The sequence below is a fragment of the Nocardioides alkalitolerans DSM 16699 genome, assembly GCF_000426525.1.
GTDB classification, from domain to species: Bacteria; Actinomycetota; Actinomycetes; order Propionibacteriales; family Nocardioidaceae; genus Nocardioides; species Nocardioides alkalitolerans.
On record NZ_KE384533.1, the window covers coordinates 721288 to 746836 of the forward strand.

The following is a 25549-nucleotide window of genomic DNA, read 5'->3' on the forward strand; positions in this document are numbered from 1 at the left end:
CACCTCCACCCGGCATGACGGGCGCGCTCCGCGGGTAGGGACGCCCCGGACCCGAGGGAGGCCCCGTGGAGATGCGCACGTTCACCCTGACGTCAGGCACGTCGGACAAGTTCTGGTCGATCGGCGTCGAGGGCGCCGACGTGACCACCCACTACGGCCGCAACGGCACCAAGGGGCAGGTCACGCGCAAGACGTACGGCGACCCGGCCGCCGCCGTGGCCGAGGCCGCCAAGCAGGTCGCGGCGAAGGTCAAGAAGGGGTACGTCGAGGGCGCCGCCGCCGCGCCCGGCGACCTCCCGGCGCCCCGGCCGGCGCCGGCAGCCGCCGTACCCGCGGAGCCCGCAGCCGTGGAGCCCGCGCCCGCCGTACCCGCGGAGCCCACCGGGACGTCATCAGCACCCGAGGCCCCGGGCCCCGATCCGGATGACGTCCGCCCCGCGCCCGCCGCGCCCGGGCCGGTGCCGGCCGATCTCGGCGTCCTCCTCACGCGCACCGAGGAGGCGGCGCTCGCGGGCGGGCGGCCGCTCGACTCCCTCGAGGTGCCGGAGCCGACCCGCGACGGTGCGGCGACGGCGAAGTACCTCGAGGCGTGGCTGAAGACGCACGCCATCGTCGACACCAGCTACTACGGGCGCAACGAGACGTCGGTGTTCCCACCGTTCGACGGGCTGCCCGACCGACGGACGGCCGCCTGGTGGGTGGCCTTCGGCTGCGAGCTCGTGCCGCGCCGGCTCGTCGACGGCGCCCGGGTGCCGTTCACCTGGGAGCAGTGGCACGACGAGGCCTTCCTGGCGGCCGAGAAGAAGGGGTCGATCCGGCTCGACCTGCCGGAGCGGCGCCGACGGGCGCGGGCCGCCGCCGAGGATCCCGACGCCCCGCTGCCGCTGCGCCGCTGGCTGGGCAGCGGCCCGACGGACGGCGTCTCGCTGTGGGTCGCCCTGGACGGCCCGGCGTCCCTGCTGGACGTCGACGCTGCCGTCACCGGTGTGCTGCAGGTGCGCGACGTGCCCGTCCTGCGGGCCCTCGTGGTGCCGCAGCTGCCCGCCGCCGACCTCGAGCGGCTGCGCGAGGCGGCCCGCTCGACCACGCTCGAGCCCCGCGTGCGCCTCGCGCTGAGCGCGCTGGCCGCCGCTCCCGAGGAGCACGCCGCCCTGGTCGACGAGCTCGGTGCCGACGTCCTCGTCGAGCAGCAGCAGATGGAGCTGCCGGACGGGCGCCACGTCACGGGCGACGTGGGCGTGCACTGGGGGCTGCTGCTCGCCGCCGCCCTCGCCCTGCCCGACCCCGAGCACCGCGCGGCCCTCTGGGACGGCGTCGTCGAGGTGCTGGAGTCGCTGGGCGAGACCCGGCTGATGTGGCGCAGCACCCCGCCGGACGCCCTCGAGCTGGAGGTCTTCGGCTCCCGGGCGCTGACCGTCGCCGCCGACATCGTCTGCGCGGAGACCAGCGCCGAGCGTGCCCTCTTCCAGGCCCGCCCGCTGCTCGGCCGCCTCACCGGGGCGGGCGCGGTGCCCTTCGCGCTGCGGCTCGCGACCGGGTCGAAGGCCGTCGTCGTCGCGCGGGAGTGGCTGGTCGAGCACGCGGCCGCGCTGGCGTCGTACGACGGCCCCCTGTCGCGCACCGACCTCCGCGCGCTCGAGTCGGTGGTGCGCGAGATCCTCGCCGCCGACCCGCGGGCGCTCGAGGCCCCCCGGCACCCGGACGTGGCGGCGCTCGTCACCCGGCTGCGCGAGGAGTCGTCGGTGGCCGTGCTCGGTGCCGACGGGGTGCTGCCCGACTGGTGGACCGAGGCGCTCGCGGCCGAGGACGCGACCCCGGTCGCCGAGGGCGCCCTCAAGCTGCCGGGGAGGCTCCCGGCGTACGCCGCCGCACTGCCGCCGCTCCGGGTGGCCGACGCGCGGCTCGACGACGACCAGCTGGCGGCCGTGCTGTGGTCGGCGGTGCGCAGCGGCCGCGACGAGTCCCTGGCCCCGCGCCCGCTCGTGGCGGCGGTGCGGGAGCGCATGAGCGGCGCCGCCCGCGACGCCATCGCGCTCGGCCTGCTCGAGGGCTACCTCGGGGCGGGGGCGAAGTCGCCGGAGAAGGCCGTGTTCCTGGCCTCCGGCTTCCTCGGCGCCGACGGCCTCGTGCTCGACCTGGCGCCCCGGGTGCGGGCCTGGCCCGGCGAGAGCCAGCACCAGCGCGCGGTCACCGGGCTCGACGTGCTGGCCGCGACCGGCACCACCTCGGCGCTGCAGGCCATCTCGGGCATCGCGGCGAAGTCGAAGTTCAAGGGCGTGCAGAAGGCCGCGCAGGAGTCGCTGGCCCGGCTGGCCGCGCTCCAGGGCCTCACCGTCGACGAGCTCGAGGACCGGGTCGTGCCCGACGGCGGCCTCGACGAGCGCGGCGTGCGGGTGCTCGACTACGGGCCGCGCCGGTTCCGGGTGGCGCTGAGCCCGCAGGGCAGGCTCGTGGTCTCCGCCCTCGGCGACGACGGGCGCCCGACCGGCACGCCCCGCACGGCGCTGCCCGCGCCGAACGCGAAGGACGACGCCGAGCTGGCCGCGGCCGCCAAGGCCGAGTTCGCCCTCGCCCGCAAGCAGCTGACCGAGCTCGCCAAGATCCAGACCGTGCGGCTCGAGAAGGCGATGGTGACCGGGCGGCGCTGGCCGGTCGCCGAGCACACGGCGTACCTCGTCGAGCACCCCGTCGTGAACTCCCTCATCCGCCCGCTGGTGTGGTCGGTCGAGCCCGGCGACGGGAGCGACGCCGTGCTCGTGCGGGTCACCGAGGACCGCGAGTACGTGACGGTCGACGAGGACCCCTACGAGCCGCCGGCCGGCGCGACCGTCGCCCTCGCCCACCCGCTGCACCTGGACGCCGGGGTGCGCGACGCCTGGCGGGCCCAGCTGGCCGACTACGAGCTGGTGGCGCCGGTCGACCAGCTCGACCGCGCGACCTTCGGCCTGCCCGAGGGCCAGCAGCCGGGCGGCGACTTCGCGGGGCTGCCGCAGGGGCGCATCAACCCCGGCGCCCTCGTCAGCACGCTGGAGCGGATGGGCTGGGTGCGGGGCACACCGGCCGACGCGGGGGTGGTCAGCACGATGGCGCTGCCGTTCGCCGACCGCGGCCTCGAGGTCGTCATCGACCTCCGGGACGGGCTGTGGACCGGCATGATCCACGAGTCCGGGCCGCAGGAGGTCGCGGCGGCGGGGGTGTTCGACCTCTCCGAGCGCAACCGCTGCTACTACGAGCCGGCCCGTGCCCGGGACTGGACGACCGTCGACCCGATCGTGGTCTCCGAGGTACGACGCGCGTTCGCCGCCCTGCAGGAGCGGGTCGAGGCGTGAGCGCCGTACCGGACTGGTGGACCGAGGCGGTGCACGTTGAGGAGGCGGAGCCGGTCGAGGACGGGATCACGGTGCCGAAGCGGCTGCCGCCGTGGACGGCGTCGCTGCCCACGGTGGAGGTCGCGGGCACGGCGCTGGACGCCGACCGGACCTCGGCGCTGCTGTTCTCCGCGATGCGTGGGAAGGCCGACTACGACCTCGGCGTGCGCCCGCTCGCGGCCGCCGCGCGGGAGCGGATGACGACGGCGGAGCGGGACCGGATCGGCGTGGCCCTGCTGCGGGGGTGGCTCGACAACGGGGCCAAGGGTCCGCACCGGGCGCTGTTCCTGGCGGCCGGCTACCTCGGCGCCGACGGGCTCGTCGACGAGCTGGCCCCGCTGGTGCGGGACTGGCCGGCCCAGAAGCTGCACCAGCGCGCTGAGCTCGGGCTGGTCGTGCTCGCGGCCACCGGGGTCGAGGCGGCGGTGCGGGGGCTGATGACCGCCTCCGGCGCGCCGTACGAGAACGGCTGGATGCCGTGGCCCCTGCAGGACCTCGCGTCGCAGCGCGGTCTGACGGTCGACGACCTCCGGAACCTGGCGGTGGGCGACGCGGGCCTCGACGAGGCGGGCGAGACGGTGCTCGACTACGGGCCGCGGCGGTTCCGGCTCACGGCCGGCCCCGACGCGCGGGCGCGGGTGCAGGCGCTGGACGACGAGGGCCGACCCTCGGGTCCGCCGCGGACCTCCCTGCCGGCCGCGACCGCCGCTGACGACCCCGCGGCCGTGGAGGCGGCGAAGAAGCAGCTCGCGGCGTTCCGCAAGGAGCTGACGGCGGCGGCGAAGAAGGCCACCGTCCTGCTCGAGGGCGCCCTGCGCGGGGGCCGCACCTGGTCGCTCGACGACCACCGCACCCACGTCGTCGCCCACCCGGTCACGCGGCTGCTCGCCCGGCCGATGGTCTGGGCGGTCACCGCGCCGGACGGGGCGCGGGAGCTGGTGCGGCTCGACGAGGACGGGGGCTACCTGACGGTCGACGAGCGGCTGCACGAGCCGCTGCCGGGCAGCGTCGTACGCCTGCCGCACCCGCTGCACCTCACCGACGACGAGCGCGCGGCGTGGCGCGCGCACCTGGGCGACCACGAGCTGGCGCAGCCGGTCGAGCAGCTCGACCGCGCCGCCCTCGGCCTGCCCGACGACCAGCCGGACGGGGCGATCGACCTCGTCGGGCTGCCCGAGGGCGAGCTCGACGGGCTGACCCTGCTGGGGGTGCTCGAGAAGCACGGCTGGAAGCGCGACGCCCCGGACGACGACGGCATCGCCCACGAGCTCGACCTCGACGTCGCCGACCGGGAGGTGGCGGTGACGATCGAGGTCACCGGGCTCGACGTGCGCGACCGGCGCGCGTCGCCGCCGCAGCGGGTCCTGCGCGTCACGTGGGCCCGCACGACGAACGGCGTGATCCTCTTCTCCGGGTCGGCGCCCGACGCCCACCGGCTGCCGTGGAGCGAGGCCGACCCGGTGGTCGTCTCCGAGGTACGGCGCAGTCTCGCCGCCCTGCAGGAGAGGATCACCCCGTGAGCTCCCCGACTCCCGCGCCGACCCGGGTCCAGCGCCCCTCCGCCGAGGTGCGGTGGGCCGACGAGCTCGCGCGGCTGCGCGAGCGCGACGCGGCGGCCGGCGCCGTCGTGCCGGACGGCTGGCACCTCTCGCCGCGCAGCGTCGTCGACTTCGTGCTCGGCGACGCGGGCCGGCGCGACGGGCTGGGCCTGGAGACGAAGTTCGTCGGCGAGCGGGCGCTCGTGGAGCGCTGCGTCGTCGCCCTGGCGACCGACCGCGGCCTCATGCTGGTCGGCGAGCCCGGCACCGCCAAGTCGTTCCTCTCCGAGCTGCTGGCGGCCGCCGTCTCCGGCGACTCGACGCTGACCGTGCAGGGCACGGCGTCGACGACGGAGGACGCGATCAAGTACTCCTGGAACTACGCCCTCCTGCTCGCCCGGGGCCCGAGCCTCGACGCGCTCGTGCCCGCCCCCGTGCACCGCGGGATGAGCGACGGCAAGGTGGTGCGCTTCGAGGAGATCACCCGCTGCCCGATCGAGACGCAGGACTCCCTGCTCTCGGTGCTCTCCGAGCGTCTGCTGGTCGTGCCCGAGCTCGACGACGAGCACCGGGTGCTGCACGCGCGACGGGGCTTCGCGGTGGTCGCCACGGCCAACGTCCGCGACCGCGGCGTCAACGACATGAGCGCGGCGCTCAAGCGGCGGTTCAACTTCGAGACGATCCACGCGATCTCCGACGTCCGGCGCGAGACCGCCCTCGTGCAGCGGCAGAGCGACGCGATCCTCGCCGACGCGGGCATCACCTCCACGGTGCCGGGCGACCTCACCGAGGTGCTGGTGACGCTGTTCTCCGAGCTGCGCCGCGGCCAGACCGCCGACGGGCGGCCCGTCGAGCAGCTCTCCACCGCGATGTCGACGGCCGAGGCCGTGTCGGTCGCCGTCGCCACGGGCCTGGCCGCGGCGTGGTTCGCCGACCGGCCCCCGCGCGGCGAGGACGTGGTCGGGGCGCTGCTGGGCACCGCGCTCAAGGACTCCGACGACGACCGCTCCCGGCTGCGCGGCTACCTCACCCGGGTCGCCAAGGAGCGGGGCGGCCGGTGGCGGGAGCTGTACGCCGCCCGTGACCTGCTCGACGGGTGAGCGGTGCGTGAGAACGGGGTGAGCGAGCCGGTGACCGGCGCGCGGGAGGTCGACGCCGACGGCATCTGCTGGGTGCCCGTGCGCCACCACTCGCCCGCGGCGACGCGCGCCGTGCGTGACCTCGTGGAGCGGCTGCGTCCCCGTGCGGTGCTCGTCGAGGGCCCCTCCGACTACACCCGCACCGACCAGCTGCTGCTGCCGCACGAGCCGCCGGTCTCGCTGATGACGTGGTGGCGTCGCGAGACCGCGGAGCGCACGCAGGTCGCCTACGCCCTCTACCCGTTCACGGTCTTCAGCCCGGAGTGGCACGCGCTGCGCGACGGGGCCGCGATCGGCGCCGACGTGCGGTTCGTCGACCTGCCGTGGCACCTGCAGGTGGTCGTCGAGCAGGGCGGGTACGACGAGGCCGCCGCGGCCGCGGCCGACGGCGTCGCGCTGCACCGCACGGACGAGGTGAGCGACTCGTTCTTCGACCGGCTCTCGGCGCACACCGGCCGCCCGGAGATGTCGGCCGTGTGGGACGAGCTCGCGGAGATCGACCCGGCGCTGTCGACGGCGACCTACCTCCACCGCGCGGCGGTGCTCGGCGCCGGCATCCGGGCCGACGCGGACGCCCGCGCCCGCCGTGGTGCGCGCGGCCGGGCGGAGCGCCGCCTCGACGTCGCGCGGGAGGCGCACATGGCGGCGGGCGTACGGCGGGCCCGCGCCGACCACCCCGACGGCGTGCTCCTCGTCGTCACCGGCGCCGCCCACACGGCGGCCCTGCAGGAGCGGCTCGCGGCCGCCCCGCGCGACGACGAGCGCGCCGGGCCGCCCCCCACGCCGGACGACGTCGTGACGGGGCAGGCGATCGTGCCCTCGTCGTACGAGGCGCTCGACGAGCAGCGCGGCTACCTCGCCGGCCAGCCCAGCCCGGGGTTCTACGACCGTGTGCACCGGGCGGCGGAGGACGACGGGGACGGTCCGGGCGCGGTCGGCCCGGCGCAGGTCACCGAGCACGTGCTCGTCGAGGCGGTCGCCGCCCTCCGCGAGGCGGGGGCCCCGCTCTCGGCCGCCGACCTCATCGCCGCCCGGGCCTCGATGCTCGGCCTGGCCACGCTGCGCGGCCACCCCCGGCCGTGGCGCGACGACCTCGTCGATGCGCTCACCTCGACGCTGGTGAAGGACACCGTCGCGGCCGACGCGGCGACGAGCGCCGACGGCGGCCACCCGCTGATCAACCGGGTGCGGGTGCTGATGCGCGGCGACGCCGTCGGACGGCTCGCCCCCGGCACCGACCTGCCCCCGCTCGTGCTCGAGGTGGAGGCGCGGTGCGCCGAGCTGGGGATGCCGCTCGAGCGGCGGGCCGCGTCGTACACGCTGGACCTCGAGCAGGACGGCGACCGGACCCGCGCCCAGCTGCTGCAGCGGCTGCGGGTGCTCGAGATCCCGGCGGCCCGGCTGGTGCGCGACGTGCGCGACGGCACGGGTCCCGTCGGTGCGCAGGTCACCGCGCGGGTCGACCCGACCCAGGAGTGGTCGGTGCGCGGCGGCACGACCGTGACCGCGCAGGCGGTGCTCGCGAGCCGGTACGGCGCGAGCATCGAGCAGGCCGTGCTCGCCGTGCTGGCCCGCCGCGTCGCGAGCGGCGAGGTCGAGGACCTCACGGCCGCGCTGCTCGACGCCGTGCTCTGCGGCCTGCCGGACCTCACCGGCCGGTTGAGCGAGGCCGTCGAGGTCGCCACCCTCGCCGTCGACCGGGTCGCCGGGCTCGCCGACCCGCTCGCCGTGCTGCTGCGGCTGCACCGCTTCGACCGCTGGTACGGCACGACCGACCGCGCCGACCTCGGGGCCCTGCTGCGGCTCGTGGGCCTGCGGTGCGTCGAGCTCGTGGAGCGGCTGCCTCCCCAGGCCGCGGGCGCCACCTCGCGTGACCTGGCCGCCGCGCTGCGCCGCCTCGTCGACGCCGTGGTCGCCTCGCCGGCCCTCCGGGACCTCGAGCCCCGCCTGGCCGCCGCCCTGGCCGCGCAGCTCGGACGGGGCGCCACGCGGTCCGGCCACGCGCCGGAGGCGGTCGGCGCCCTCACCGGTGCGCGCTGGCTGCTGGAGTCGGTGGCCCCCGACCCCGGCGACGCACCCGGCGGCCGAGGCGCCACCGGCGGCCGCGCGCCGCAGGGCGCTCCGGACCCCGCCGGCACGGGCGAGTGGTACGCCGGGCTGCTCACCGTCGCCGGTCACCTGGCGCTCGCCGCGCCCGAGATCTTCGACCCCCTCGACGCCGCCCTGCGGCAGTGGGAGGACACGGACTTCCGGCGCGCGCTGCCCGACCTGCGCCGTGCGGCGGCGGGTCTGCTGCCCCGCGAGCGCCGGGCCCTGCTCGCCCACCTGGGGCCCGACGGCGGCCCGCCGGCCGCGGCCCTCGACGTACCGCCCGAGGTGCTGGAGTCGCTGGTGGCCCGGGAGGACGCGCTGTGGGCGCTGGTCGAGGAGCATGTCGGGCCACTGGCGTCCCGGTCCGGAGGCAGCGGGTGAGCGCCGACGACGAGCGGCTCGCGCGGCGCTGGCGGCTGGTGCTCGGTCCGGGGGCGGACGAGGCGCTCGGGGTGCCCGCCGGGGAGGACGCGCGGCTGGAGGAGGCACTGGGGTTCCTCGAGGAGGACGGGCCCGGAGGCGCCTCCGCCGACGGCTCCGGCCTCATGACCAGCACCGACTGGATCAACGAGGTGCACGCGCTGTTCCCGCGCTCGGTCGCCGACACGCTCGTCGAGCGGGCCGTGGAGCTGCGCGGGGTCGACGACCTCGTGCTCGACCCGGAGGCCCTCGCCTCCGTGACCCCCAGCCAGGCGCTGCTCACGGCCATCCTCCGCAACCGCGGCCTCATGAAGCCGCACGTGCTGGCGGCGGCGCGCACGGTCGTCGCGAAGGTCGTGGCCGAGATGATGGAGCGGCTGGCGCAGCCCGTGCGCACCCCGTTCACGGGGGTCCGCGACCCGCGGCGACGCACCCGGCAGCGGGTCGCGGCGAACTTCGACGCCCGCGCCACGATCCGCGCGAACCTGCGCCACGTCGACCCCGCGACCGGGCAGCTGGTGATCCGGGAGCCGCTCTTCGCGAGCCGGGTGCGGCGCCAAGCCGACCGCTGGCAGGTGATCGTCGCGGTCGACCAGTCGGGGTCGATGGCGGGCTCGGTGATCCACTCGGCGATCACGGCCGCGATCTTCCACGGCATCGGCACCCTGCGGACCCACCTCGTCGCCTTCGACACCGAGGTCGTCGACCTCTCCGACCAGCTCGCCGACCCCGTCGAGGTGCTGATGGGCGTGCAGCTCGGCGGCGGCACCGACATCGGGAAGGCGGTGCGCTACTGCGCCTCGCTGGTGACGGAGCCGCGCCGCGCCATCGTGGTCGTCATCAGCGACTTCTTCGAGGGCGGTGACGCCGGCGTGCTGCGCGGCGCCGTGCGCGGTCTGGCGGAGAGCGGCGTGACGGTGCTGGCGCTCGCCGCGCTCGAGGAGGACGGTCGGATCACGGTGGACGAGAACGAGGCCCGCGAGCTCGCCCGTCTCGGCGCGCACGTCGCGGCCATGACGCCCGACCGGCTCGCTCGATGGGTCGCGGAGGTCGTCGACGGGGTGCGCCCGTCGGGTCCGCCGGCGACGCCCCCGGAACCGCCGTCGGGGCGGCGCCGGTGATCCCCGACCTCACCGGGCTGACGCCCGACGTGCTGCGCGACCTCACCAACGTCGGCACCGTGCGCCGCGCCACCCGCGAGGTGGAGGAGGGCACGGTCGACGTGACGTTCACCGAGACCGACGCCGGCCTCGAGGCGCGCGCCTCCGACGACACCTCCTGCCTCCTCGGGGCCGGCGCCTTCGACACGTGGCGCTGCGACTGCGCCGCCGGCGGGTCCTGCCGCCACGTCGTGCGCGCGGTGCTGGCGTGGCGGGCGTCGACCCCCGCGGAGGCCCCCGCGGAGGCCCCGGCCGGACCCGCCGCACCGGCGCCGGACGGACCGGCGCCGGGCGCCCCCGCACCGGAGGCGTCCGCCGCACCGGTGGTCGAGGCCCGCACCGCGCGCACGGCGGCGGCCGCGCGGTCGTCGTACGGGCTGGTGGCCACGGTGCAGCGCGGCACGCGCACCACGGTCGTGCTGCACGTGCCGGCCGAGGCGACGGTCCGGTTCGGCGCCGACGACGACCCCCGGTTCGCGCGCTGCGACTGCGGTGCGTCCGGGTGCGCGCACCTCGACCACGCGCTCGCCGCGCTGGCCGCCGCCCGGGTGGACGCCGGCGGCACGGCCCTCGTCGTCGTGCCCGGCGAGGCCGACCGCACCGTCCCCACCGCCACGGTCGTCGACGCCTGGCACGCCTGGTGGCACCAGCTGGTGGGCCTCGGCCTGACGGCCTCCGCGGAGCTCGTGCCCGCCGGCGTGCGCCTCGCCACCGCGCTGGAGGACGCGGGCCTGGTGCACCCCGGCGCGGTCGCCCGCGACCTCGTCGCCCAGCTCGCGCACCACGCCGCGCGGGACGCCGAGGTCGCACCCGCCCGCCTCGTCGGTCTCGCCGGCGAGCTCGAGGCACGGCTGCGGGCCCTCGCCCGGCCGGGCGGGGTGCCGGCGGCGCTCGTGGCCGGGCTCCCGGACGTCGAGCAGCCCCTGGGCGCCCAGCGGCTCGCCGGGCTCGGCGCCGAGCACCTGCACGTGGGCGGGTGGAGCCGGCTGCGGGTGTTCGTCGGCGACGTCCGCTCGGGCGCCGTCCGCACGCTGACGGTCGAGGCGACCGACACCGAGGACACCCTCGTCACCGCCCGGCGTCTCGGTGTGCGGAGCCGGTCGGGGAGCACGTACGGCGACTGGGCCGCCGCGACCGCGGTGCTGCCGCGCAGCCGGCGTCGCGGGTCGGAGCTGCTGCTGCCGCGGGGCACGGCGCCGGTACGGCGGGGCAGCCCCTGGGACGTGCCCGAGGGCTCCCCGCTCCTGGCGCCGCGGTTCGACGCGGTCGCCGTCGACGTCGACGTGCCCGGCCCGCTGGCGCCGCGCGGCTCGGTGGCCGGCGTCGGTGCGGCCCGCGTGGCCGGCGTCGACGACGTCCGTCTCGACCCCGTCGAGGCCCGGGTGACCGCGAGGCTCCACGACGACACGGGTGCCACCGCGCGGCTGGTGCTGCCGTTCTCGACGCGCGCGCGGGCGGGCGCGGAGGCGAGCCTGGCGCAGCTGGCGGCGGGGTCCACGACCGCCGTCGCGGGCCGGTGGGTGCGGAGAGCGGACGGGCTGGTGGTGCGACCGACCCTGCTCGACGGGCCCGACGGTCCGCTGGTGGTGCCGCTCGGGGTCGTGGCGGGGCCGGCCGCTCATCCGGGCGCTGATCCGGCCACTGATCCGGGCGCGGGGCCGACCGGCCGGGCCGCGGCCCCCGACGTACCCCTCGATCCGTGGACCCGACTGACCACCGACGTCACCGACACCCTCGGTCGCCTGCTGGTGGTGGGTGCGCGACGCGGGTTGGCGGGGGCCCGCCGCGACCTCGTGGAGCAGGGGGTGACGGCGGAACGGCTCGGCCTGCTGCGCTGGGCGGGGGTGCTGCGCGCGGTCGCGGCGCCGTCGGAGATCGACTCCGCCGCCCTGCTCGACGTCGCGCTGCTGCTGGAGCTCGCGCAGTGAGGCGATTGGGGCGGCCCGACGCCGGGTAGTCGACCCGGCGCCGACAGGGCACCGGGCCAGAGGCAGGGACAGAGGGGACGACGGGATGCAGGACGACCTGGGTGTGGTGCTCGACCGGATCGACGAGGCCGCGCTGCCCGAGGGGCGACCGCTCGACTCGATCGCACCGCCGGAGACGACGGAGGCGCCCGAGGCACTCGTGCGACGGTGGTCGCGGTGGCGCGACGCCGCGGTCGACCCGCGGTGCGTCCCGTACGGCGGGGTGCCCGACGTGCCGAGCGCCCGCTGGCTGGCGTTCGCCGCCTGCGAGCGGGCTGGTTCCACGTGGAACGAGCCCCGGGGCCCACGGCAGCGGGTCGACGTGTTCGACCTCGCCGCGACGCAGCGCACCGAGCAGGCCGCCGGTCGTGCGCTCGGCGTCTGGGACGTCGTTCCCGGTCGCGAGGCTCTCGCCAACGCGCGCCGCGCCGTGCTGGAGCCCGAGCTGGAGCACCCGCCGCTCGAGAACTGGACGCCGTCTGCCGCCGCCCCCGAGGGGCTGCTGTCGGCGCCCTTCGTCACCGGCCTCGACACCGCCGGCCTCCAGCTGCTGCGCTGGGTGCTCGACGGCCCCGATGCGGCCTGGCAGTGGTGGGAACACACGCACCGCGACTTCGACCGCTGGGCGGCGACCCCGCTGATGCGGGCCCTCCTGCGCGGCGGCGCGGACGGGACGGTCGACGCCGAGCGCGTGGCGCGGTGGCACGCCGTGGTCGAGGACGACCGGGTGGCGCCCGGGCAGCGGCTGCGGGCGAGCGCCCTCACGGCGAGCCCCGCGGAGCACGCCGCGCTGCTGGCGGCCACCGACCTCGAGGCGGTCACCCAGACCTTCAACCGGCAGCCGGTCATCACCCTGGCCACGCTGTGCGCGCTCGCCCTCCCGCTCGACCCTGACGACCGGCTCGCGCTGATCGACCGGGTCGATGCGCACGACGACGACGCGGTGCGCCGCGCGATCTCCTGGAACCACGACTCCCAGCCCGTCGGGCTCGCGCTCGCCCTCTTCGGCCCGGACATGGTCGACCGGATGGTCGAGCACCTCGTCCGCATGGACCGGGCGGAGGAGGCGGTCCGGCTCTCGGCCCGCCTGACCGGTCCCGGAGCGGTCGGCGGGATGCTCCGGATCGCCGCCGAGTCCTCCGAGGGCGCACCGGTGGCCCGCACCTGGTCGGCGGCGCACCCGGCGGCGGTCGCGGCGTACGACGCGGAGCGCGAGGCCCGCTCGGGCGCCGACGGCGCCCGCCACCACGAGGTGCTGGCCGACGTCGTCCGGGCTCTCGCGACCGCGGACCCGGCCTTCGCGCCCGCGCACCCCGTGGCCGCCGCGGTGACGACCCGGGTGCGCGAGGTGGCGGCCCTCCCGGCCCTCGACGCCGACGGGACGCCGGACTGGTGGGTCGAGGCCGTCGCCGCGGAGGCCACCGCCCCCGTCACGGTGAAGCTCGCGAAGAAGCTCCCGGCGGCCGCGCCCGCCCTCGTGCTGCGGGTGGACGACCGCCGCGTCGAGGGCGCCCTGGCCGAGCAGGTGCTCGTCGCGGCGATGGCGAGCGACCCGGCCGAGGGCCCGCGCCCGCTCGTCGCGGCCGTGACCGCCCGGATGCGCCCGGCCGACCGCGACGACGCGGGCGGCGTCGTGCTGCGCTCCTGGCTGGGCGCGGGCGCGCCGACGCGCGACCTCCGGCTGTTCGCCGCGGCCGGGTTCCTCGGTGCCGACGGCACCGTGGCCGCGGTCGCGACGCAGGTGAACCGCTGGCTCCGCGACGGGGACACGAAGCGCGCCGTCGGCGGGCTCGAGGTGCTCACGGCGGCCGGGTCGCCGGCCTCGCTGCAGGCGCTCGCCGGCATCGCCGGGTCCGCGCGGTCGAAGAAGCTCCGGGAGACTGCCGAGGAGTGGCTCGAGGGCCTCGCCGCCCGGCAGGGCCTCACCGCCGAGGAGCTGGCGGACCGCGTCGTACCCGACCTCGGGCTCGACGCCCGTGGCCTGCGGACCTTCGACTACGGCGACCGCCGGTTCCGGGTCGCCGTGCGGGACGGCAAGCCGCTCGTGCACGCCCTCGACGCCGACGGGCGGCCGACGGGCAAGGCCGCGGCCTCGCTGCCGCCCTCGCGCGGCACCGACGACCTCGACCGGGTCGACGAGGCGAAGGACGAGTTCAAGCAGCTGCGCAGCCAGCTCGCCGACGTCGTGAAGATCCAGACCGCCCGCCTCGACCGGGCGGTGGCCACCGGCCGTACCTGGACCGCCGCCGACCACGCCGCCTTCGTGCTGCACCACCCGGTCATGAACGCCCTCACCCGCCCGCTCGTGTGGCAGGTCGACGGGTCCGACGGACGCACGCTGGTGCGGGTCGACGAGGAGGGGGAGTACCTCACCGTCGACGAGGAGCCCCACGAGCCCTCGGCCGACGCGGTCGTCTCGCTCGCCCACCCGCTCGACCTGGACGCCGAGGCGCGCGCCGCCTGGGAGGCCCACCTCGCCGACCACGACCTGCAGCCGCCGGTGCACCAGCTCGGGCGCGAGGTGCTCGGGCTCCCGGACGGTCAGAGCGGCGTCGACCTGTCCGGCCTGCCCGACGGCGCGCTGCCGCCGACGACGCTGCTCGGCTCGGCCCAGAAGCTCGGGTGGCGTCGCGCCGCGGTCGCGTCGAGCGGCCTCACGGAGCTGTTCGTGCTGCCCTTCCCGCCGCTGGGCGTGGCGGCGCTCCTGCAGGTCACCGGCTTGCAGCCCGGGTGGGTGCAGGAGTCCGACGACCAGCGGCTGCGGCGCGTCGTGGTCGCCCCTCTCGACCTGGTCACGCCCGCCACGGCCGAGGTCGACGGCGAGCTGACGGCTGCGCTCCTGGACTGGCGCGCGGCGCCGGCGCGGGTCGTCTCGGAGGTACGGCGGTCGCTCGCGGTGCTGGGGGAGCGCACGGGTTCCTGACGGCGTACCCGAAATAGGGCATGTGGGGTCCCTCGGGCGCGGGAGTGCGTGGATTCATGCTGCCGGGGTCGGCGAAGATGAATCTGCGCACTCCGAGAGCTCCGGGCCGGTGGTCAGGACGTCGGGTCGGGCTCCGGGACGGGCTGCTCGTCGCCGTACCGCCAGGCGCTGGCCCACGCCATCGCGGCCAGCGCGAGGCCGGTGACCGAGAGCAGGACGACGCCGACGACGGTGCTGAACGTGGAGTCGCCGACGATCAGCGGCGGCAGTGCGGTCACGAAGGCGAGAGCGGCCACGGCGCCGTACTGCTTCACCCGCCGCCGTCGGCGCTGGCTCGTCTCGCGGAGGATCGAGGGTTCGGACAGGTCGCGCTCGGAGAGGATCGCGACGACCTGGGGGGCGGTGCGAGCGCGGGAGCGCCCCGTCACCAGACCGACGGCGACCGCGACCGCGAGTGCCGCCACGCCGCCCCATCTCGCGGTGGCCACCGCGTGGACGAGGTACGCGACCCCCAGCCCCATGAGACCGATCCGCATCCATGGTCGCAACGGCACCGACCGGTAGCTGGCCAGGACGTTGCGGGCCTCGAACGCGTCGAGCGCCAGCAGCCGCTCCCGGCCCTCGGCGCCCCGGTACAGCTTGTCGTCACGCAGCGAGATCAACGCGAACGCGCACACCATCGGGACGTAGAACCACTCCATCCGCCGTCCCTACCCGGGTCCGACGCCCCTGAACCCGGGGGTGGAACCGCCGGGCCACCCCGCCGCGTCGAACGGGCATGGACCTGACTCGTCGTGACTCCCTGCGCCTGCTCGCGCTCGCTGCGCTCGTCACCGGTACGCCGGCGCTGGCGGCGTGCTCCTCGGGCGGTGGTGCGGGCGGTGGTGCGGGCGGTGGTGCGGGTGGCAGCTCCGGGGGCGGTCAGGTGGCCGCGGGCGAGCTGGCCCTCGTGTCGTCGGAGACCGACCGGTCGACCGTCGACCCCGCGTTGGCCGCGACCGGTGCGGAGGCGACCCACGCGCTGGCGGCGGGCTTGCTGGCCCACCTGGAGGTCGGCCCGGGCCACGGCAACGCCGTGCTCTCGCCGTACTCGGTCGCGATCGCCCTCGCCATGACGACCAACGGCGCGCGCGGCAGCACCGAGGCCGAGATGCTCGACGTGCTCGGCAGCGACGACGTCGGCAGGCTGAACGACGGGCTGAACGCGCTGACGGCGTACGTCGAGGGGCTCGCCGGCCCGGTGGACCTGCCCGACGGTGAGACCGGCGAGATCCTCCTGAACGTCGCGAGCTCCCTCGCCGGGCAGGCCGGGATGACGTGGGAGCAGCCGTTCCTGGACGCGCTGGCCACGTCGTACGGTGCGGGGCTCTGGACCGTGGACTTCGCGGGCGACACCGAGGCGGCACGGCGGGCGATCAACGCCTGGGTGGCCGACGAGACCGCGGACCGGATCCCGGAGCTGTTGAAGGAGCTGTCGGCGGACGTCGTGCTGGCGCTGCTCAACGCGCTGCACTTCAAGGCGCCGTGGGCGACCCAGTTCGAGGAGGGCTTGACCGCGGACGGTGCGTTCACCACGGGGGAGGGCACCGAGGTGCGGGTGCCGCTGATGCGGTCGGACGACGTGGCGACGGCGTACGCGCAGGTCGACGACGCGGTCGTGATCACGCTGCCGTACGCCGGAGGAACCCTCGCCATGACGGTCGTGCTGCCCGACGCCGGCGCGGAGTCGGCGGTGTGGGGGCGACTCGGGGAGGGCGGCCTGGCGGACCTGCTGGCGGCGCCGCGACCCGCCTCCGTCGACCTGACGATGCCGCGCTGGGAGACGCGGAGCCCGGCGACGCTCAAGGCGCCGTTGATGGCGGCGGGGATGCCGACGGCGTTCGGCCCGGCGGCCGACTTCTCCGGGATGACGGGGGAGCCAGAGCTGTTCATCGACTCCGTCGTGCACGAGGGCTGGATCGCCGTGGACGAGACCGGCACGGAGGCGGCCGCCGCCACCGCGGTGCTGATGAAGGCCGAGTCCGCGGGGCCGCCCGCCACGGAGGTCGCTCTCGACCGCCCGTTCCTCTACTGCATCCACGACGTCGCGCACGGCACCCCGCTCTTCGTCGGGTGGGTCGACGACCCGAGCGTCTGAGCCGGTCCGCTGCCGCACTCAGCCGCCGCCGTCCGACCTCCACCAGGTCACGCGTCGCAGGTCGGGAAGCGGTAGCGGGTCGGCGTCGACGGCGTAGATCTCCATCTGGTCGAGCAGGCCATCGCGGAGGATCAGCAGCAGCCCGCCGACGCTCTGGCCGTCGTCGTCGTCGACCGAGCCCTCCACCGGCACCAGGCTGTCGGGCGAGGAGGACGCGTCGTCGAACCGGTCGTGGACGAAGCTGATCGTCCCGCAGCCACTGGTGCAACCCCGTCGGGCGGTGACCCGCGCGGCCTGGGCGCGGAGAGCGGCGACTCCCTCGAAGTCGAACGACAGGAAGCCCGCGAGGAGCGCGCGCTCGGACGAGGTGAGGGCGCTGGGGACGTCTGATCGCACGGCGGAAGCCTAGGCGGCGACCTGGGTCGACGGCGCCGTCCGGGCAGTCGCGGTGGCGGCGTACCCGAAATGGGGGACGTGCGGGCGTCGTCGCGCCGGAGTGCGTGAATTCATGGTGCGGGGGCCACCGGGGAGGAATCTGCGCACTCCGGGATGTGCGGCCACCCGGGCCGGTGGTCACGCCTCACGGCAGCGTGAGCACGCCCAACCCCTTGAGCAGCTCGACGCTCTCGAAGTGCGCGCCCGGCTCCGCGTCGAGCCAGGCCGCGGCGGCCGCCTGCTCGTCGGCGCGGCCGAGGTCGTCGAGCAGCACCGTGCAGCCCGGGGCGAGGCGGTCGCGCAGGAGGGGGAGGGCGGGCCAGCGGGCGAGGCGACCGGTGACCTCCGGCGGCCCGTCGACCACGAGCACGCCGGCGGGCGGCAGGTCGGCAACGGGCGGCAGAGCCGCGACGTCGTACCAGGGGGTGGGGTGGTCGGGCAGTCCCGTCGGCACGAGCGGCGCCAGGCGGACGTCGGCCAGGTCGGCGACGCCGTGCTCCTCGAGGCGGCGGCGCGTCTGCTCCGCGAACCACGCGTCGTGGTCGAGGGAGACGACGCGCGTCGGCAGCCCGTGCGTGCGGATCGCCAGCGCCAGCAGCAGCGTGGTCGAGCCCGACCCGCACTCGAGCACCACGGCCGGGCGGGTGTCCACCACGTGCTGCACGAGGTGGAGCAGGAAGTCGGCGGACGCGGCCCAGCCCCCGAGCGGCGGCAGCGGGCGGGCGACCTCGACGAGGTCGAGCAGCTGCAGCAGGGCCTGGGTCTGGCGGGACACGTCGACGACCACGCGCTGGTGGCGGGTCGCGGCGTCGTCGGTGCGGGCCTCGCTGGTCACGACCTGCTCCAGCAGGAGGCCGGTGAGCTGGCCGAGGCGGTCGTCGAGGCGGTCCAGGGTGCGGCGTACGTCGGCGAGCTCGGCCGCCAGTGCGTCGGGCGTCATCGCCCCATGGTCGCGCCGACGCCCCCGGAGCGGGTGACGCCGAGGTGCACGCTGGGCGACGGTTGGTCGGAGCGCGGGGCCCGTCCGCGGCCTCAGGCCAGACCGCGGATGGCCCTGGCCGGCGGGCGTCGCCCGGCGATCGTCCAGGTCATGTCGACGACCTGACGGGTCTCGGGCACCTGGTGCACGCGGTAGATCCGCGCCCCCGCGAGGGCGCAGACCGTGGTCGCCGCGAGGGTGCCGAGCAGCCGCTCGCCCACGGGCTTGTCGAGGGTCTCGCCGACGAAGTCCTTGTTCGACAGGCTCACCAGCACCGGCCAGCCGGTGGCCGTCATCTCGTCGAGCCGGCGCGTGATCTCGAGCGAGTGGAAGGTGTTCTTGCCGAAGTCGTGGGCCGGGTCGATCACGATCGACTCCCGGTCGACGCCGGCGGCCAGCGCGCGCTCGGCGTACGCCGTGGTGTCCGCGATCGCGGAGGCGACCACGTCGTCGTACGCGATGCGGTGCGGCCGCGTGCGCGGCGTGACCCCGCCGGTGTGGGTGCAGATGATCGCGGCCCCGAACTCGGCGGCGACGTCGACGAGCCCCGGGTCGGCGCCGCCCCAGGCGTCGTTGAGCACGTCGGCGCCCTCCGCGCAGACGGCGCGGCCGACCGACGCGCGCCACGTGTCGACGGAGATGACGAGCCCGGGGTACGCCGCCCGCACCCGCGCCACGAACGACACGACGCGTCGCTTCTCCTCCTCGTCGTCGACGACCACGCCGGGCGCGGCCTTGATGCCGCCGATGTCGACGATCTCGGCGCCCTCGTCGACCACCTGGGCGACGCGGTCGAAGGCCGAGTCCTCGGCCCACGTGGCGCCCTTGTCGAAGAACGAGTCGGGGGTGCGGTTGACGATCGCCATCATCAGCGGCCGGTCGTCGGCGAAGCTGTGGCGGCCCAGGCGCAGGGTCATCGGCTCTCCGGGGTGGGGGTCGCGGGCACGAGCGAGGTGTACGGCGGGCGCTCGCCCACCGCGACGGCGCGCACGCGGGCCTCCGCCCCGGGCAGGAACTGGCGTAGCGCGACGGTGTCGGTGGGGCCGACCTCTCCGGTACGGCGCGCGGCCGCCGCGAGGATCTGCGTCGCCATCGCCCCGAGGTCGGCGAGCGCCTGGTGACGGTGGGAGCGGCGGCCGAGGTCGACCTGCGCGATCGCGTCGACCCCGCGGGCGCGCAGGGTGTCGACGAGGGCGGCGAGCTCGACGGCGTACCCGGTCGGCACCGACAGCGAGGCGAAGAGCTCGCGCCGCACCGCCCACTCGCCGGCCAGGGGCTGCACGAGGCCGGCCAGCTCGGGGAACGCCAGCGCGATGAGGGGACGCGCGACGAGCTCGGTGACGCGGCCCCCGTCGTACGGGCCGCCGCCCTCGACGTCGAGCGGTCGCTCGTAGAAGCCCTTCACGAGGCCCACCGACGGGTCCGTCAGGAGGGGGCCGAGGAGGCCCGGCACGAAGTGGGTGTCCCACTCGCGCAGGTCGGCGTCCATGAAGACGAGCACGTCGCCGCGGGTGACGAACAGCGACTTCCACATGGCCTCGCCCTTGCCGGGCGCCCAGCCCAGGTCGGGCCGGATCTCCGAGGCGCGGTGCACGGTGGCGCCCGCGTCCGCGGCGACGGCGGCGGTGTCGTCGCTCGAGTCGGAGTCGATGACGACCACCTCGTCGAGCAGGTCGGCGGTGTCCATCAGGGCGCTGCGCACCCGGGTGACGACGTCGCCGACGGTCGCGGCCTCGTTGCGCGCGGGCACCACGAGGCTGACGGTCGTGCCGGTCGCGGCGCGGGCGGCGAGGAGGTCGTCGAGCGGCCAGTCGGCCCAGCGGTGGGTACGGCGACCCGACCACGTCGTGGTGGCGTCGGGGGCCGAGGGGATCACCCGGTCAGCGTAGTCAGGCGGGTGGCGGCGGAGAGGCGGGCCTACGGCCGGTAGGGGTTGTCGGAGACGATGCTCCCGGCGACGGTCGTCGTCAGCCACGCCACGTTGTTCGTCGCGGGATCCTCGACCCAGATGTCCAGCTCGGGCACGAGGTCGATGATGCCGACCGACACGTCCACCCACGTCACGACCGCGCCGGGCAGGCCCAGCCCTGTCGTGGCCCGCTCCATGTTGGCGAAGAGCCGGTCGATGTCGAGGTCCTGCAGGTCCAGCACGCGGGTGGTGTCGGCGCGGACCTCGGCCTTGGTCCACAAGTAGCCCTTGCCGGGTTCGTCGCCGTACATCCAGGTCTCGGTGGTCGGCGACGTCGCTGCGACGGGCCGCGTGATGCTGAGGTAGCCGTCACGCACGGTGAGGGCGGTGTAGTAGCGGCCGAGCCGCTCCTCGACCACGCCGAGCACCGACTGCAGGTTCGACTTCGTGAAGGTCCACTCGCCGAGCGACGGGTCGACGAACTCGGCGCCGTTGGCCTGCTCGGGCAGCAGCTCGGCGTCCTCCCAGCGGATCGCCTGGCTCTGCTGCTCGGCGACGATCTCCTCGTCCACCTCACCCACGGCGGCGGGCGCGTCGTCGTACGCCGTGGGGGCGTCGTCGCCGCCCCGCACGCCCAGCCAGACGGCGCCGCCGATGACGGCGGTGGCGGCGGTGGCGACGATGACGCCGAGGGCACCCCAGGTCGCGCGCCTCGAGGCGGCGTCGTCACGGGCCGCTGTCGGGCGCTGCGGGGACGGTGCCGGGCCGGGTACGGCGAGCGCCGCCGGCGTCTCGACCTGCAGGTCGTCGAGGAGGGGGCGCAGGTCGTCGACGTATGCGCTGGCGAGGGCGACCTCGACGCGGCGCTCGTGCTCCGCGGGGTCGAGCTGGCCGTCGACGAACGCGTCGTGCAGGACGGCGACGACGGACTCCCGGTCGCTGTCCCGCGCGCGCTTCCCCGATGCCACGCGGTCAACCTATCCAGGCGCGCGGCTCTTCCACCGCGGAGGTGGGGTGGTCACCGAGCGTGGCGGACCGATGCCCTCCGGTGGTCGTCGGGCCTGCATCCGTCCGCCACCGTCGTGAAGCGGCCGGCCGGTGTGGCGGACGGATGCGCGTCAGGCGTGGTGCGGCCGGCATCCGTCCGCCACACTCGCGCCCCCGGCGGGACGGGCACGCACGCTGCCGTGCGGACGCCCGGACGCCCGGACGTCCGGACGCTCAGGACCCGACCGCTGAGTCCCGGAGCGTCAGGGCCATCGGGCAGTCGAACGGCCCGCGGGCGCGGAGCCCGACGTTGTTGAGGTAGTCGATGACGATCCCGTAGCTCTCGAACAGCCCGGTCTCGGTGTAGCCGACGTCGTGGCGCTCGCAGTAGGCCTTGACGATCGGCCGGGCGCGCTTGAGGTGCGGCCGCGGCATGCTCGGGAAGAGGTGGTGCTCGATCTGGTAGTTCAGCCCGCCCATCGCGGCGTCGACGAGGAGCCCGCCCCGCACGTTGCGCGACACGAGCACCTGGCGGCGCAGGAAGTCGATCTGCATCCCGGGCGGCACGATCGGCATGCCCTTGTGGCTCGGCGCGAACGACGCCCCGAGGCACACCCCGAAGACGGCCGACTGGACGGCGAAGAACGCGATCGCGATCCCCGGAGGCAGCAGCACGAACAGCGCGACGACGTAGACCACGAGCCGCAGACCGACCAGCGCGGCCTCGATGCGCTGGCCGCGGGAGATGCCGGGCCGACCGAGCGGCCGGATGCTCTCGGCGTGGAGGTTGAGGCCCTCCAGCGTGAGGAGCGGGAAGAACAGCCAGCCCTGCCGGGCCGTGAACCAGCCGGCGAACCCGGTGGTGCGGTCCGCGGCGATGTCGGCGGTGAAGGCCAGGGCGCCGGGCCCGATGTCGGGGTCGATGCCCTCCTGGTTCGGGGCCTGGTGGTGCTTGTTGTGCTTGGCGCGCCACCAGCCGTGGCTCATGCCGGCGAAGAGCCCGCCGAGCACACGCGCGGCGCCGTTGTTCCACCGCGCCGAGCGGAACATCTGCCGGTGGGCGGCGTCGTGGCCGAGGAAGCCGAACTGGGTCATCAGCAGGCCGAGCGCGACGGCGAGCACGAGCTGGAACCACGAGTCACCCAGCAGCACGACGCCGACCCAGACGCCGACGTACGCCGCCACCAGCGCCACGGTGCGCGACCAGTAGTAGCCGTGGGCACGGTCGAGCAGTCCGCTCTCGCGCATCTCGCGGGCCAGGTCGGTGTAGAGGTTCTGCGCGGCCGGCCGTCGTGCCCGCCGGGCCACGGGGGGCGCGCTGTCGACGGGGGCGGGCGGTGAGGTGGCGGGCGGTGCGGTGGCGACGGGGCCACCGTGCGGTCGTGGAGCCATGGGTCGAGTCCTCGGTCCCATCAGGGGTCACGAGCCGACGGGGAGGATCTCCGGGCAGGCAGATGATCACGTGTCATGCCACAGTAGGCGCACTCCGGGCGGTTGCCGACCGTCCCGACGAGATCGTCGGCGCCCCGTGGTCGCGCACGTGTTCCGCCGGGTCAGAGGGGGTACCGAAGGGCAATTCATGTCCGTGGACCCGAGGAGCCCCCCGTGACCGTCACCCCCGCCACCCCGCCGGAAGGCGTCGACCGTCCCGTGCCGCCGGCTGCCGGGGGCTCCACGCCTCCCGGTGCGCCGACGCCCCCGACCGAGCCGGCACCCCCCGCCGAGCCCGCGGCGCCCGCCGCACCGGCGAAGTCGAGCCGCGGCAGCCGCCGCTCCGAGGCCCGCCCGGAGCGGACCCGTGCCGGCGCGATCTGGGTCGGCGTCGGCGTCGCGACCCTCCTGCTCGTCGCGCTCCTGATCTTCGTCGCGCAGAACACGCGCTCCGTGACCATCTCGTTCCTGTGGTTCGAGGGGCAGGCGCCGCTCGCCGTGGCGCTCCTCGCCGCCGGTGTGGGTGTGGGTCTTGTCTCCCTGCTGATCGGCACGGTGCGCATCGCCCAGCTGCGCCGGGAGGTCGCGCACACCCGTCGCGACGCCTCCGCTGGCTAGCCTGTCGGCATGAGCACGCCCGTGCGGGAGTCGTCCCGGTCCGAGCCCGTCCGCGACGCCGCCACCCTCGTCGGCGTCTTCGTGGCCCTGCTCTACGTCGTCGAGCTGGTCGACCAGCTCCTCGACAACCGCCTCGACCAGTACGGCGTGCAGCCGCGCAGCGACGAGGGGCTGCTGGGCATCGTCTTCGCCCCCCTGCTGCACGGCGGCTGGGGCCACCTCGCCGCGAATACCGTGCCGCTGCTGGTGCTCGGCTTCGTCATCGCGCTCTCGGGCATCGGCCGGTTCCTCGCCGCCACCGCCGTGGTGTGGGTGGTGGGCGGCCTCGGCACGTGGCTCTTCGCCGGCGAGAACACGGTGCACCTCGGGGCGTCGGTGCTCGTCTTCGGCTGGCTCGTCTACCTCGTGCTGCGCGGCTTCTTCGCCCGACGTCCCGGCCAGATCGCCGTCGGCGTCCTCGTGCTCGTCGTGTACGGCGGCGCGCTGTGGGGCGTGCTCCCCGGCCAGCCCGGCATCTCCTGGCAGGGCCACCTGTTCGGCGCCGTCGGCGGCGGGCTCGCGGCGTGGTGGCTGGCCCCGCGCCGTACGGCGAGCAGCCCCGGAGCCGCCGAGCTCCGGGGCCGCTGAGGGGCCGTCGAGGGGGTCAGCCCAGCAGGGCCTGCAGCTCCTCGATCTCCGCGCTCTGGGTCGCGACGACCTGCTCGGCGAGCGCGACGGCCTCCTCGTTCGCGCCCTCATCGATCTCGGTCTCGGCCATGGCCACGGCGCCCTCGTGGTGCGCGATCATCCCCTCGACCCAGAGGTCGACGAAGGCGGCGTCGTCGGCGGACTCGAGCTCGGCCATCTGGTCGGCGGAGAGCATCCCCTCCATCCCCGCCATCCCGTCGCCGTCCTCGTCGTCACCCCCGTGGTCGCTCCCGTGGTCGCCGCCGTGGGCGTTGGCGTGGTCGCGCACCGTCTCCGGGACGGGCTCGTCCCAGGCGGTGAGCCAGGCGCTCATCTGCTGGATCTCCGGGGTCTGCGCCTCGCGGATGCCCTCGCCGAGATCGACGAGCGCCGGGTCGAGCGTGCGGCCGTCCATGAGGTCGACCATCGCGACGGCCTGGGCGTGGTGGGGGATCATCTCGGTCGCGAACGTGACGTCGGCGTCGTTGAACACGCTGCCGTCGGCGGCGGTGCGGGGAGCCGCCGGGGCGGCGTCGTCGTCGGCGCCGCCGCACGCCGTGAGCGTGAGGGCGAGCGTGGCGGTGAGGGCGAGAGCGGCCCGGCGCGTACGGCGGGCGCGGGCGGGTGCGGTCGTGGTCATGGTGCGGTCCTTCGGGTCGATGGGTCGTGCGGGCGCAGGCGGTGGTGCGCGGACGGGACGTCCGCGGCACGGCGCTGCTCAGCACCGACAGATCGAGAGCGCGACGAGGTCGGGAGGAGCGCGCCAGGAGCGCGCGGCCGTCCGGGTGCGTCTCGCCGCCACCGTCAGGCGGGCGGCGAGCGCGACGACCACCGAGCCGCGGGCCCGCAGCAGCGCGAGCACGACGACGCCCAGCAGGAACGCCAGGCAGAGGCCGACCACCAGGTGCGCGGCACCCGACGGCTCGTCCGTGGACGCCTGCGCGTCGTGCCCACCGGCTCCGGAGTGCGCGGTGCCCGCGGTGTCACCGGTGGCCACGGCAGCCGCAAGGGCGTGGTGGGTCCCGGCCGTGTGACCGTCGTCGGGCGGGCCGGCGGTGCCGTGGGGGAGGCAGGCGCCGGCGAGGCCGTGCATGCCGAGGACGCCCAGCAGCACGACGGCGGCGAGCAGCCGTCGTACGGGAGTGCGGGTCGTCGGACGCGTCATCGGGACGATCGTACGAGCGGCGGGCCCACGCACCCATCTGCAGCGAGCCCCCTCCGGGTGAGCCCCGCCGAGGGCTCACGGGGCACGATCGGGGGATGACCACCTTCTCCACGACCAAGAAGTCCGAGGCCGTCGTGGCCGCGAGCCGGCAGCAGATCTGGGACGTGCTGACGAACCCGGACCTGCTCGCCGAGCTGACGCCGCTGCTCACCGGCATCGTCGCGGACGGCGACACGTGGACCTGGAGCATGACGAAGATCCCGGTGCTCAGCACCGCCGTCGCGCCGACGTTCACCGAGAAGATGGTGTTCACCGACCTCGAGCGCATCGAGTTCACCCACGCACCGCCCGCGGGCGTTGAGGAGGAGGCCGGCGCGGAGGGCTGGTACGAGCTGCGCGACGCCGGCCGCAAGGACGGCAGCGACGGCCCCGCCACCCACCTCGCGATCAGCCTCACCCTCGCGGTCGACCTGCCGCTGCCGAAGGTCGCCGCCCCGGCCGTGAAGACGGCCATGAAGGGCGTGTTGACGACGATGGGCTCCAAGTTCGCGACGAACCTCGACCGCCACCTCGAGGCGCAGCCCGGCGCCTGAGCCGCCGGCGCCCGGTCTGCCTG

The 25549-nt window shown here is 76.0% G+C and carries 20 protein-coding genes; 11 read left to right on the top strand and 9 right to left on the bottom strand.

What is annotated here, in order from left to right:
* Positions 1-71 precede the first annotated feature (71 nt).
* The 7 genes from K329_RS29940 to K329_RS0120315 all read left to right on the top strand — a co-directional run bounded on the left by K329_RS29940 (position 72) and on the right by K329_RS0120315 (position 14606).
* Positions 72-3329 carry a DUF4132 domain-containing protein gene (locus K329_RS29940; RefSeq protein WP_157571853.1) on the top strand — a complete coding sequence of 1086 codons (3258 nt, stop codon included), beginning with the start codon at positions 72-74 and terminating at the stop codon, positions 3327-3329.
* Positions 3326-4888, top strand: coding sequence for a DUF4132 domain-containing protein (locus K329_RS28360; protein ID WP_043644315.1), 1563 nt, complete (start codon positions 3326-3328; stop codon positions 4886-4888). The genes K329_RS29940 and K329_RS28360 overlap by 4 nt, the downstream gene beginning before the upstream one ends.
* Positions 4885-6006 (top strand): ATP-binding protein, encoded by a 1122-nt coding sequence (locus K329_RS0120295; RefSeq protein WP_028474476.1) that lies wholly within the window; start codon positions 4885-4887, stop codon positions 6004-6006. The genes K329_RS28360 and K329_RS0120295 overlap by 4 nt, the downstream gene beginning before the upstream one ends.
* 18 nt (positions 6007-6024) lie before the next feature.
* Complete coding sequence (locus K329_RS0120300) at positions 6025-8517, top strand: DUF5682 family protein (protein ID WP_169721620.1); 2493 nt, start codon at positions 6025-6027, stop codon at positions 8515-8517.
* Positions 8514-9677: a VWA domain-containing protein gene (locus K329_RS28365; protein WP_084541467.1), complete on the top strand. Its 1164-nt coding sequence runs from the start codon at positions 8514-8516 to the stop codon at positions 9675-9677. The genes K329_RS0120300 and K329_RS28365 overlap by 4 nt, the downstream gene beginning before the upstream one ends.
* A complete protein-coding gene (locus K329_RS0120310) occupies positions 9674-11644 on the top strand; it encodes a hypothetical protein (RefSeq protein ID WP_157571854.1) in 1971 nt (656 codons plus the stop codon). Before K329_RS28365 ends, K329_RS0120310 begins: the two co-directional genes overlap by 4 nt.
* 85 nt (positions 11645-11729) lie before the next feature.
* Positions 11730-14606 (top strand): DUF4132 domain-containing protein, encoded by a 2877-nt coding sequence (locus K329_RS0120315; protein ID WP_028474479.1) that lies wholly within the window; start codon positions 11730-11732, stop codon positions 14604-14606.
* Between the two features lie 113 nt (positions 14607-14719).
* On the opposite strand, the gene K329_RS0120320 is transcribed toward K329_RS0120315, so the two are convergent.
* On the bottom strand, positions 14720-15307 hold the full coding sequence (locus K329_RS0120320; protein WP_028474480.1) for a hypothetical protein: 588 nt from the start codon (positions 15305-15307) through the stop codon (positions 14720-14722).
* Positions 15308-15384: 77 nt separating this feature from the next.
* Between K329_RS0120320 and K329_RS28370 the strand changes: the two genes are divergently transcribed.
* Positions 15385-16743 (top strand): serpin family protein, encoded by a 1359-nt coding sequence (locus K329_RS28370; protein WP_052337162.1) that lies wholly within the window; start codon positions 15385-15387, stop codon positions 16741-16743.
* An 18-nt stretch (positions 16744-16761) separates the two neighbouring features.
* On the opposite strand, the gene K329_RS0120330 is transcribed toward K329_RS28370, so the two are convergent.
* The 6 genes from K329_RS0120330 to K329_RS28390 form a co-directional block, all read right to left on the bottom strand.
* Positions 16762-17139 carry a hypothetical protein gene (locus tag K329_RS0120330; protein ID WP_028474481.1) on the bottom strand — a complete coding sequence of 126 codons (378 nt, stop codon included), beginning with the start codon at positions 17137-17139 and terminating at the stop codon, positions 16762-16764.
* A gap of 184 nt (positions 17140-17323) precedes the next feature.
* Positions 17324-18118 (bottom strand): class I SAM-dependent methyltransferase, encoded by a 795-nt coding sequence (locus K329_RS28375; RefSeq protein WP_052337163.1) that lies wholly within the window; start codon positions 18116-18118, stop codon positions 17324-17326.
* A 92-nt stretch (positions 18119-18210) separates the two neighbouring features.
* Positions 18211-19074, bottom strand: a complete 864-nt coding sequence (gene folP, locus K329_RS0120340) for a dihydropteroate synthase (protein WP_052337164.1) — start codon at positions 19072-19074, stop codon at positions 18211-18213.
* Positions 19071-20033, bottom strand: a complete 963-nt coding sequence (locus tag K329_RS28380) for a glucosyl-3-phosphoglycerate synthase (RefSeq protein WP_245596626.1) — start codon at positions 20031-20033, stop codon at positions 19071-19073. Before K329_RS28380 ends, folP begins: the two co-directional genes overlap by 4 nt.
* A gap of 41 nt (positions 20034-20074) precedes the next feature.
* A complete protein-coding gene (locus K329_RS29945) occupies positions 20075-21034 on the bottom strand; it encodes a DUF1707 SHOCT-like domain-containing protein (protein WP_052337165.1) in 960 nt (319 codons plus the stop codon).
* Positions 21035-21287: 253 nt separating this feature from the next.
* Positions 21288-22445 carry a fatty acid desaturase family protein gene (locus K329_RS28390; protein WP_084541468.1) on the bottom strand — a complete coding sequence of 386 codons (1158 nt, stop codon included), beginning with the start codon at positions 22443-22445 and terminating at the stop codon, positions 21288-21290.
* A 213-nt stretch (positions 22446-22658) separates the two neighbouring features.
* Here K329_RS28390 and K329_RS28395 point away from each other — a divergent pair, with 213 nt between their 5' ends.
* Both K329_RS28395 and K329_RS0120365 read left to right on the top strand, forming a co-directional pair.
* Positions 22659-23102: a lipopolysaccharide assembly protein LapA domain-containing protein gene (locus K329_RS28395; RefSeq protein WP_052337166.1), complete on the top strand. Its 444-nt coding sequence runs from the start codon at positions 22659-22661 to the stop codon at positions 23100-23102.
* A gap of 9 nt (positions 23103-23111) precedes the next feature.
* The gene (locus K329_RS0120365; protein ID WP_052337167.1) at positions 23112-23729 is read left to right on the top strand and encodes a rhomboid family intramembrane serine protease; all 618 of its coding nucleotides are present in this window, start codon (positions 23112-23114) and stop codon (positions 23727-23729) included.
* A 16-nt stretch (positions 23730-23745) separates the two neighbouring features.
* Here K329_RS0120365 and K329_RS0120370 read toward each other — a convergent pair whose 3' ends face one another.
* Positions 23746-24408, bottom strand: coding sequence for a DUF305 domain-containing protein (locus K329_RS0120370; protein WP_028474484.1), 663 nt, complete (start codon positions 24406-24408; stop codon positions 23746-23748).
* Between the two features lie 78 nt (positions 24409-24486).
* Complete coding sequence (locus tag K329_RS0120375) at positions 24487-24933, bottom strand: DUF6153 family protein (RefSeq protein ID WP_028474485.1); 447 nt, start codon at positions 24931-24933, stop codon at positions 24487-24489.
* Positions 24934-25028: 95 nt separating this feature from the next.
* Here K329_RS0120375 and K329_RS0120380 point away from each other — a divergent pair, with 95 nt between their 5' ends.
* Positions 25029-25526: an SRPBCC family protein gene (locus K329_RS0120380; RefSeq protein WP_028474486.1), complete on the top strand. Its 498-nt coding sequence runs from the start codon at positions 25029-25031 to the stop codon at positions 25524-25526.
* Positions 25527-25549: the final 23 nt, after the last annotated feature.

Coding starts and splice junctions, on each gene's coding strand:
- K329_RS0120315 (WP_028474479.1), top strand. CDS start 11,730: ATGCAGGACGACCTGGGTGTGGTGCTCGACCGGATCGACGAGGCCGCG.
- folP (WP_052337164.1), bottom strand. CDS start 19,074: ATGACCCTGCGCCTGGGCCGCCACAGCTTCGCCGACGACCGGCCGCTG.
- K329_RS28390 (WP_084541468.1), bottom strand. CDS start 22,445: ATGGCTCCACGACCGCACGGTGGCCCCGTCGCCACCGCACCGCCCGCC.
- K329_RS0120365 (WP_052337167.1), top strand. CDS start 23,112: ATGAGCACGCCCGTGCGGGAGTCGTCCCGGTCCGAGCCCGTCCGCGAC.
- K329_RS0120370 (WP_028474484.1), bottom strand. CDS start 24,408: ATGACCACGACCGCACCCGCCCGCGCCCGCCGTACGCGCCGGGCCGCT.
- K329_RS29940 (WP_157571853.1), top strand. CDS start 72: ATGCGCACGTTCACCCTGACGTCAGGCACGTCGGACAAGTTCTGGTCG.
- K329_RS0120380 (WP_028474486.1), top strand. CDS start 25,029: ATGACCACCTTCTCCACGACCAAGAAGTCCGAGGCCGTCGTGGCCGCG.
- K329_RS0120320 (WP_028474480.1), bottom strand. CDS start 15,307: ATGGAGTGGTTCTACGTCCCGATGGTGTGCGCGTTCGCGTTGATCTCG.
- K329_RS28375 (WP_052337163.1), bottom strand. CDS start 18,118: ATGACGCCCGACGCACTGGCGGCCGAGCTCGCCGACGTACGCCGCACC.
- K329_RS0120375 (WP_028474485.1), bottom strand. CDS start 24,933: ATGACGCGTCCGACGACCCGCACTCCCGTACGACGGCTGCTCGCCGCC.
- K329_RS28370 (WP_052337162.1), top strand. CDS start 15,385: ATGGACCTGACTCGTCGTGACTCCCTGCGCCTGCTCGCGCTCGCTGCG.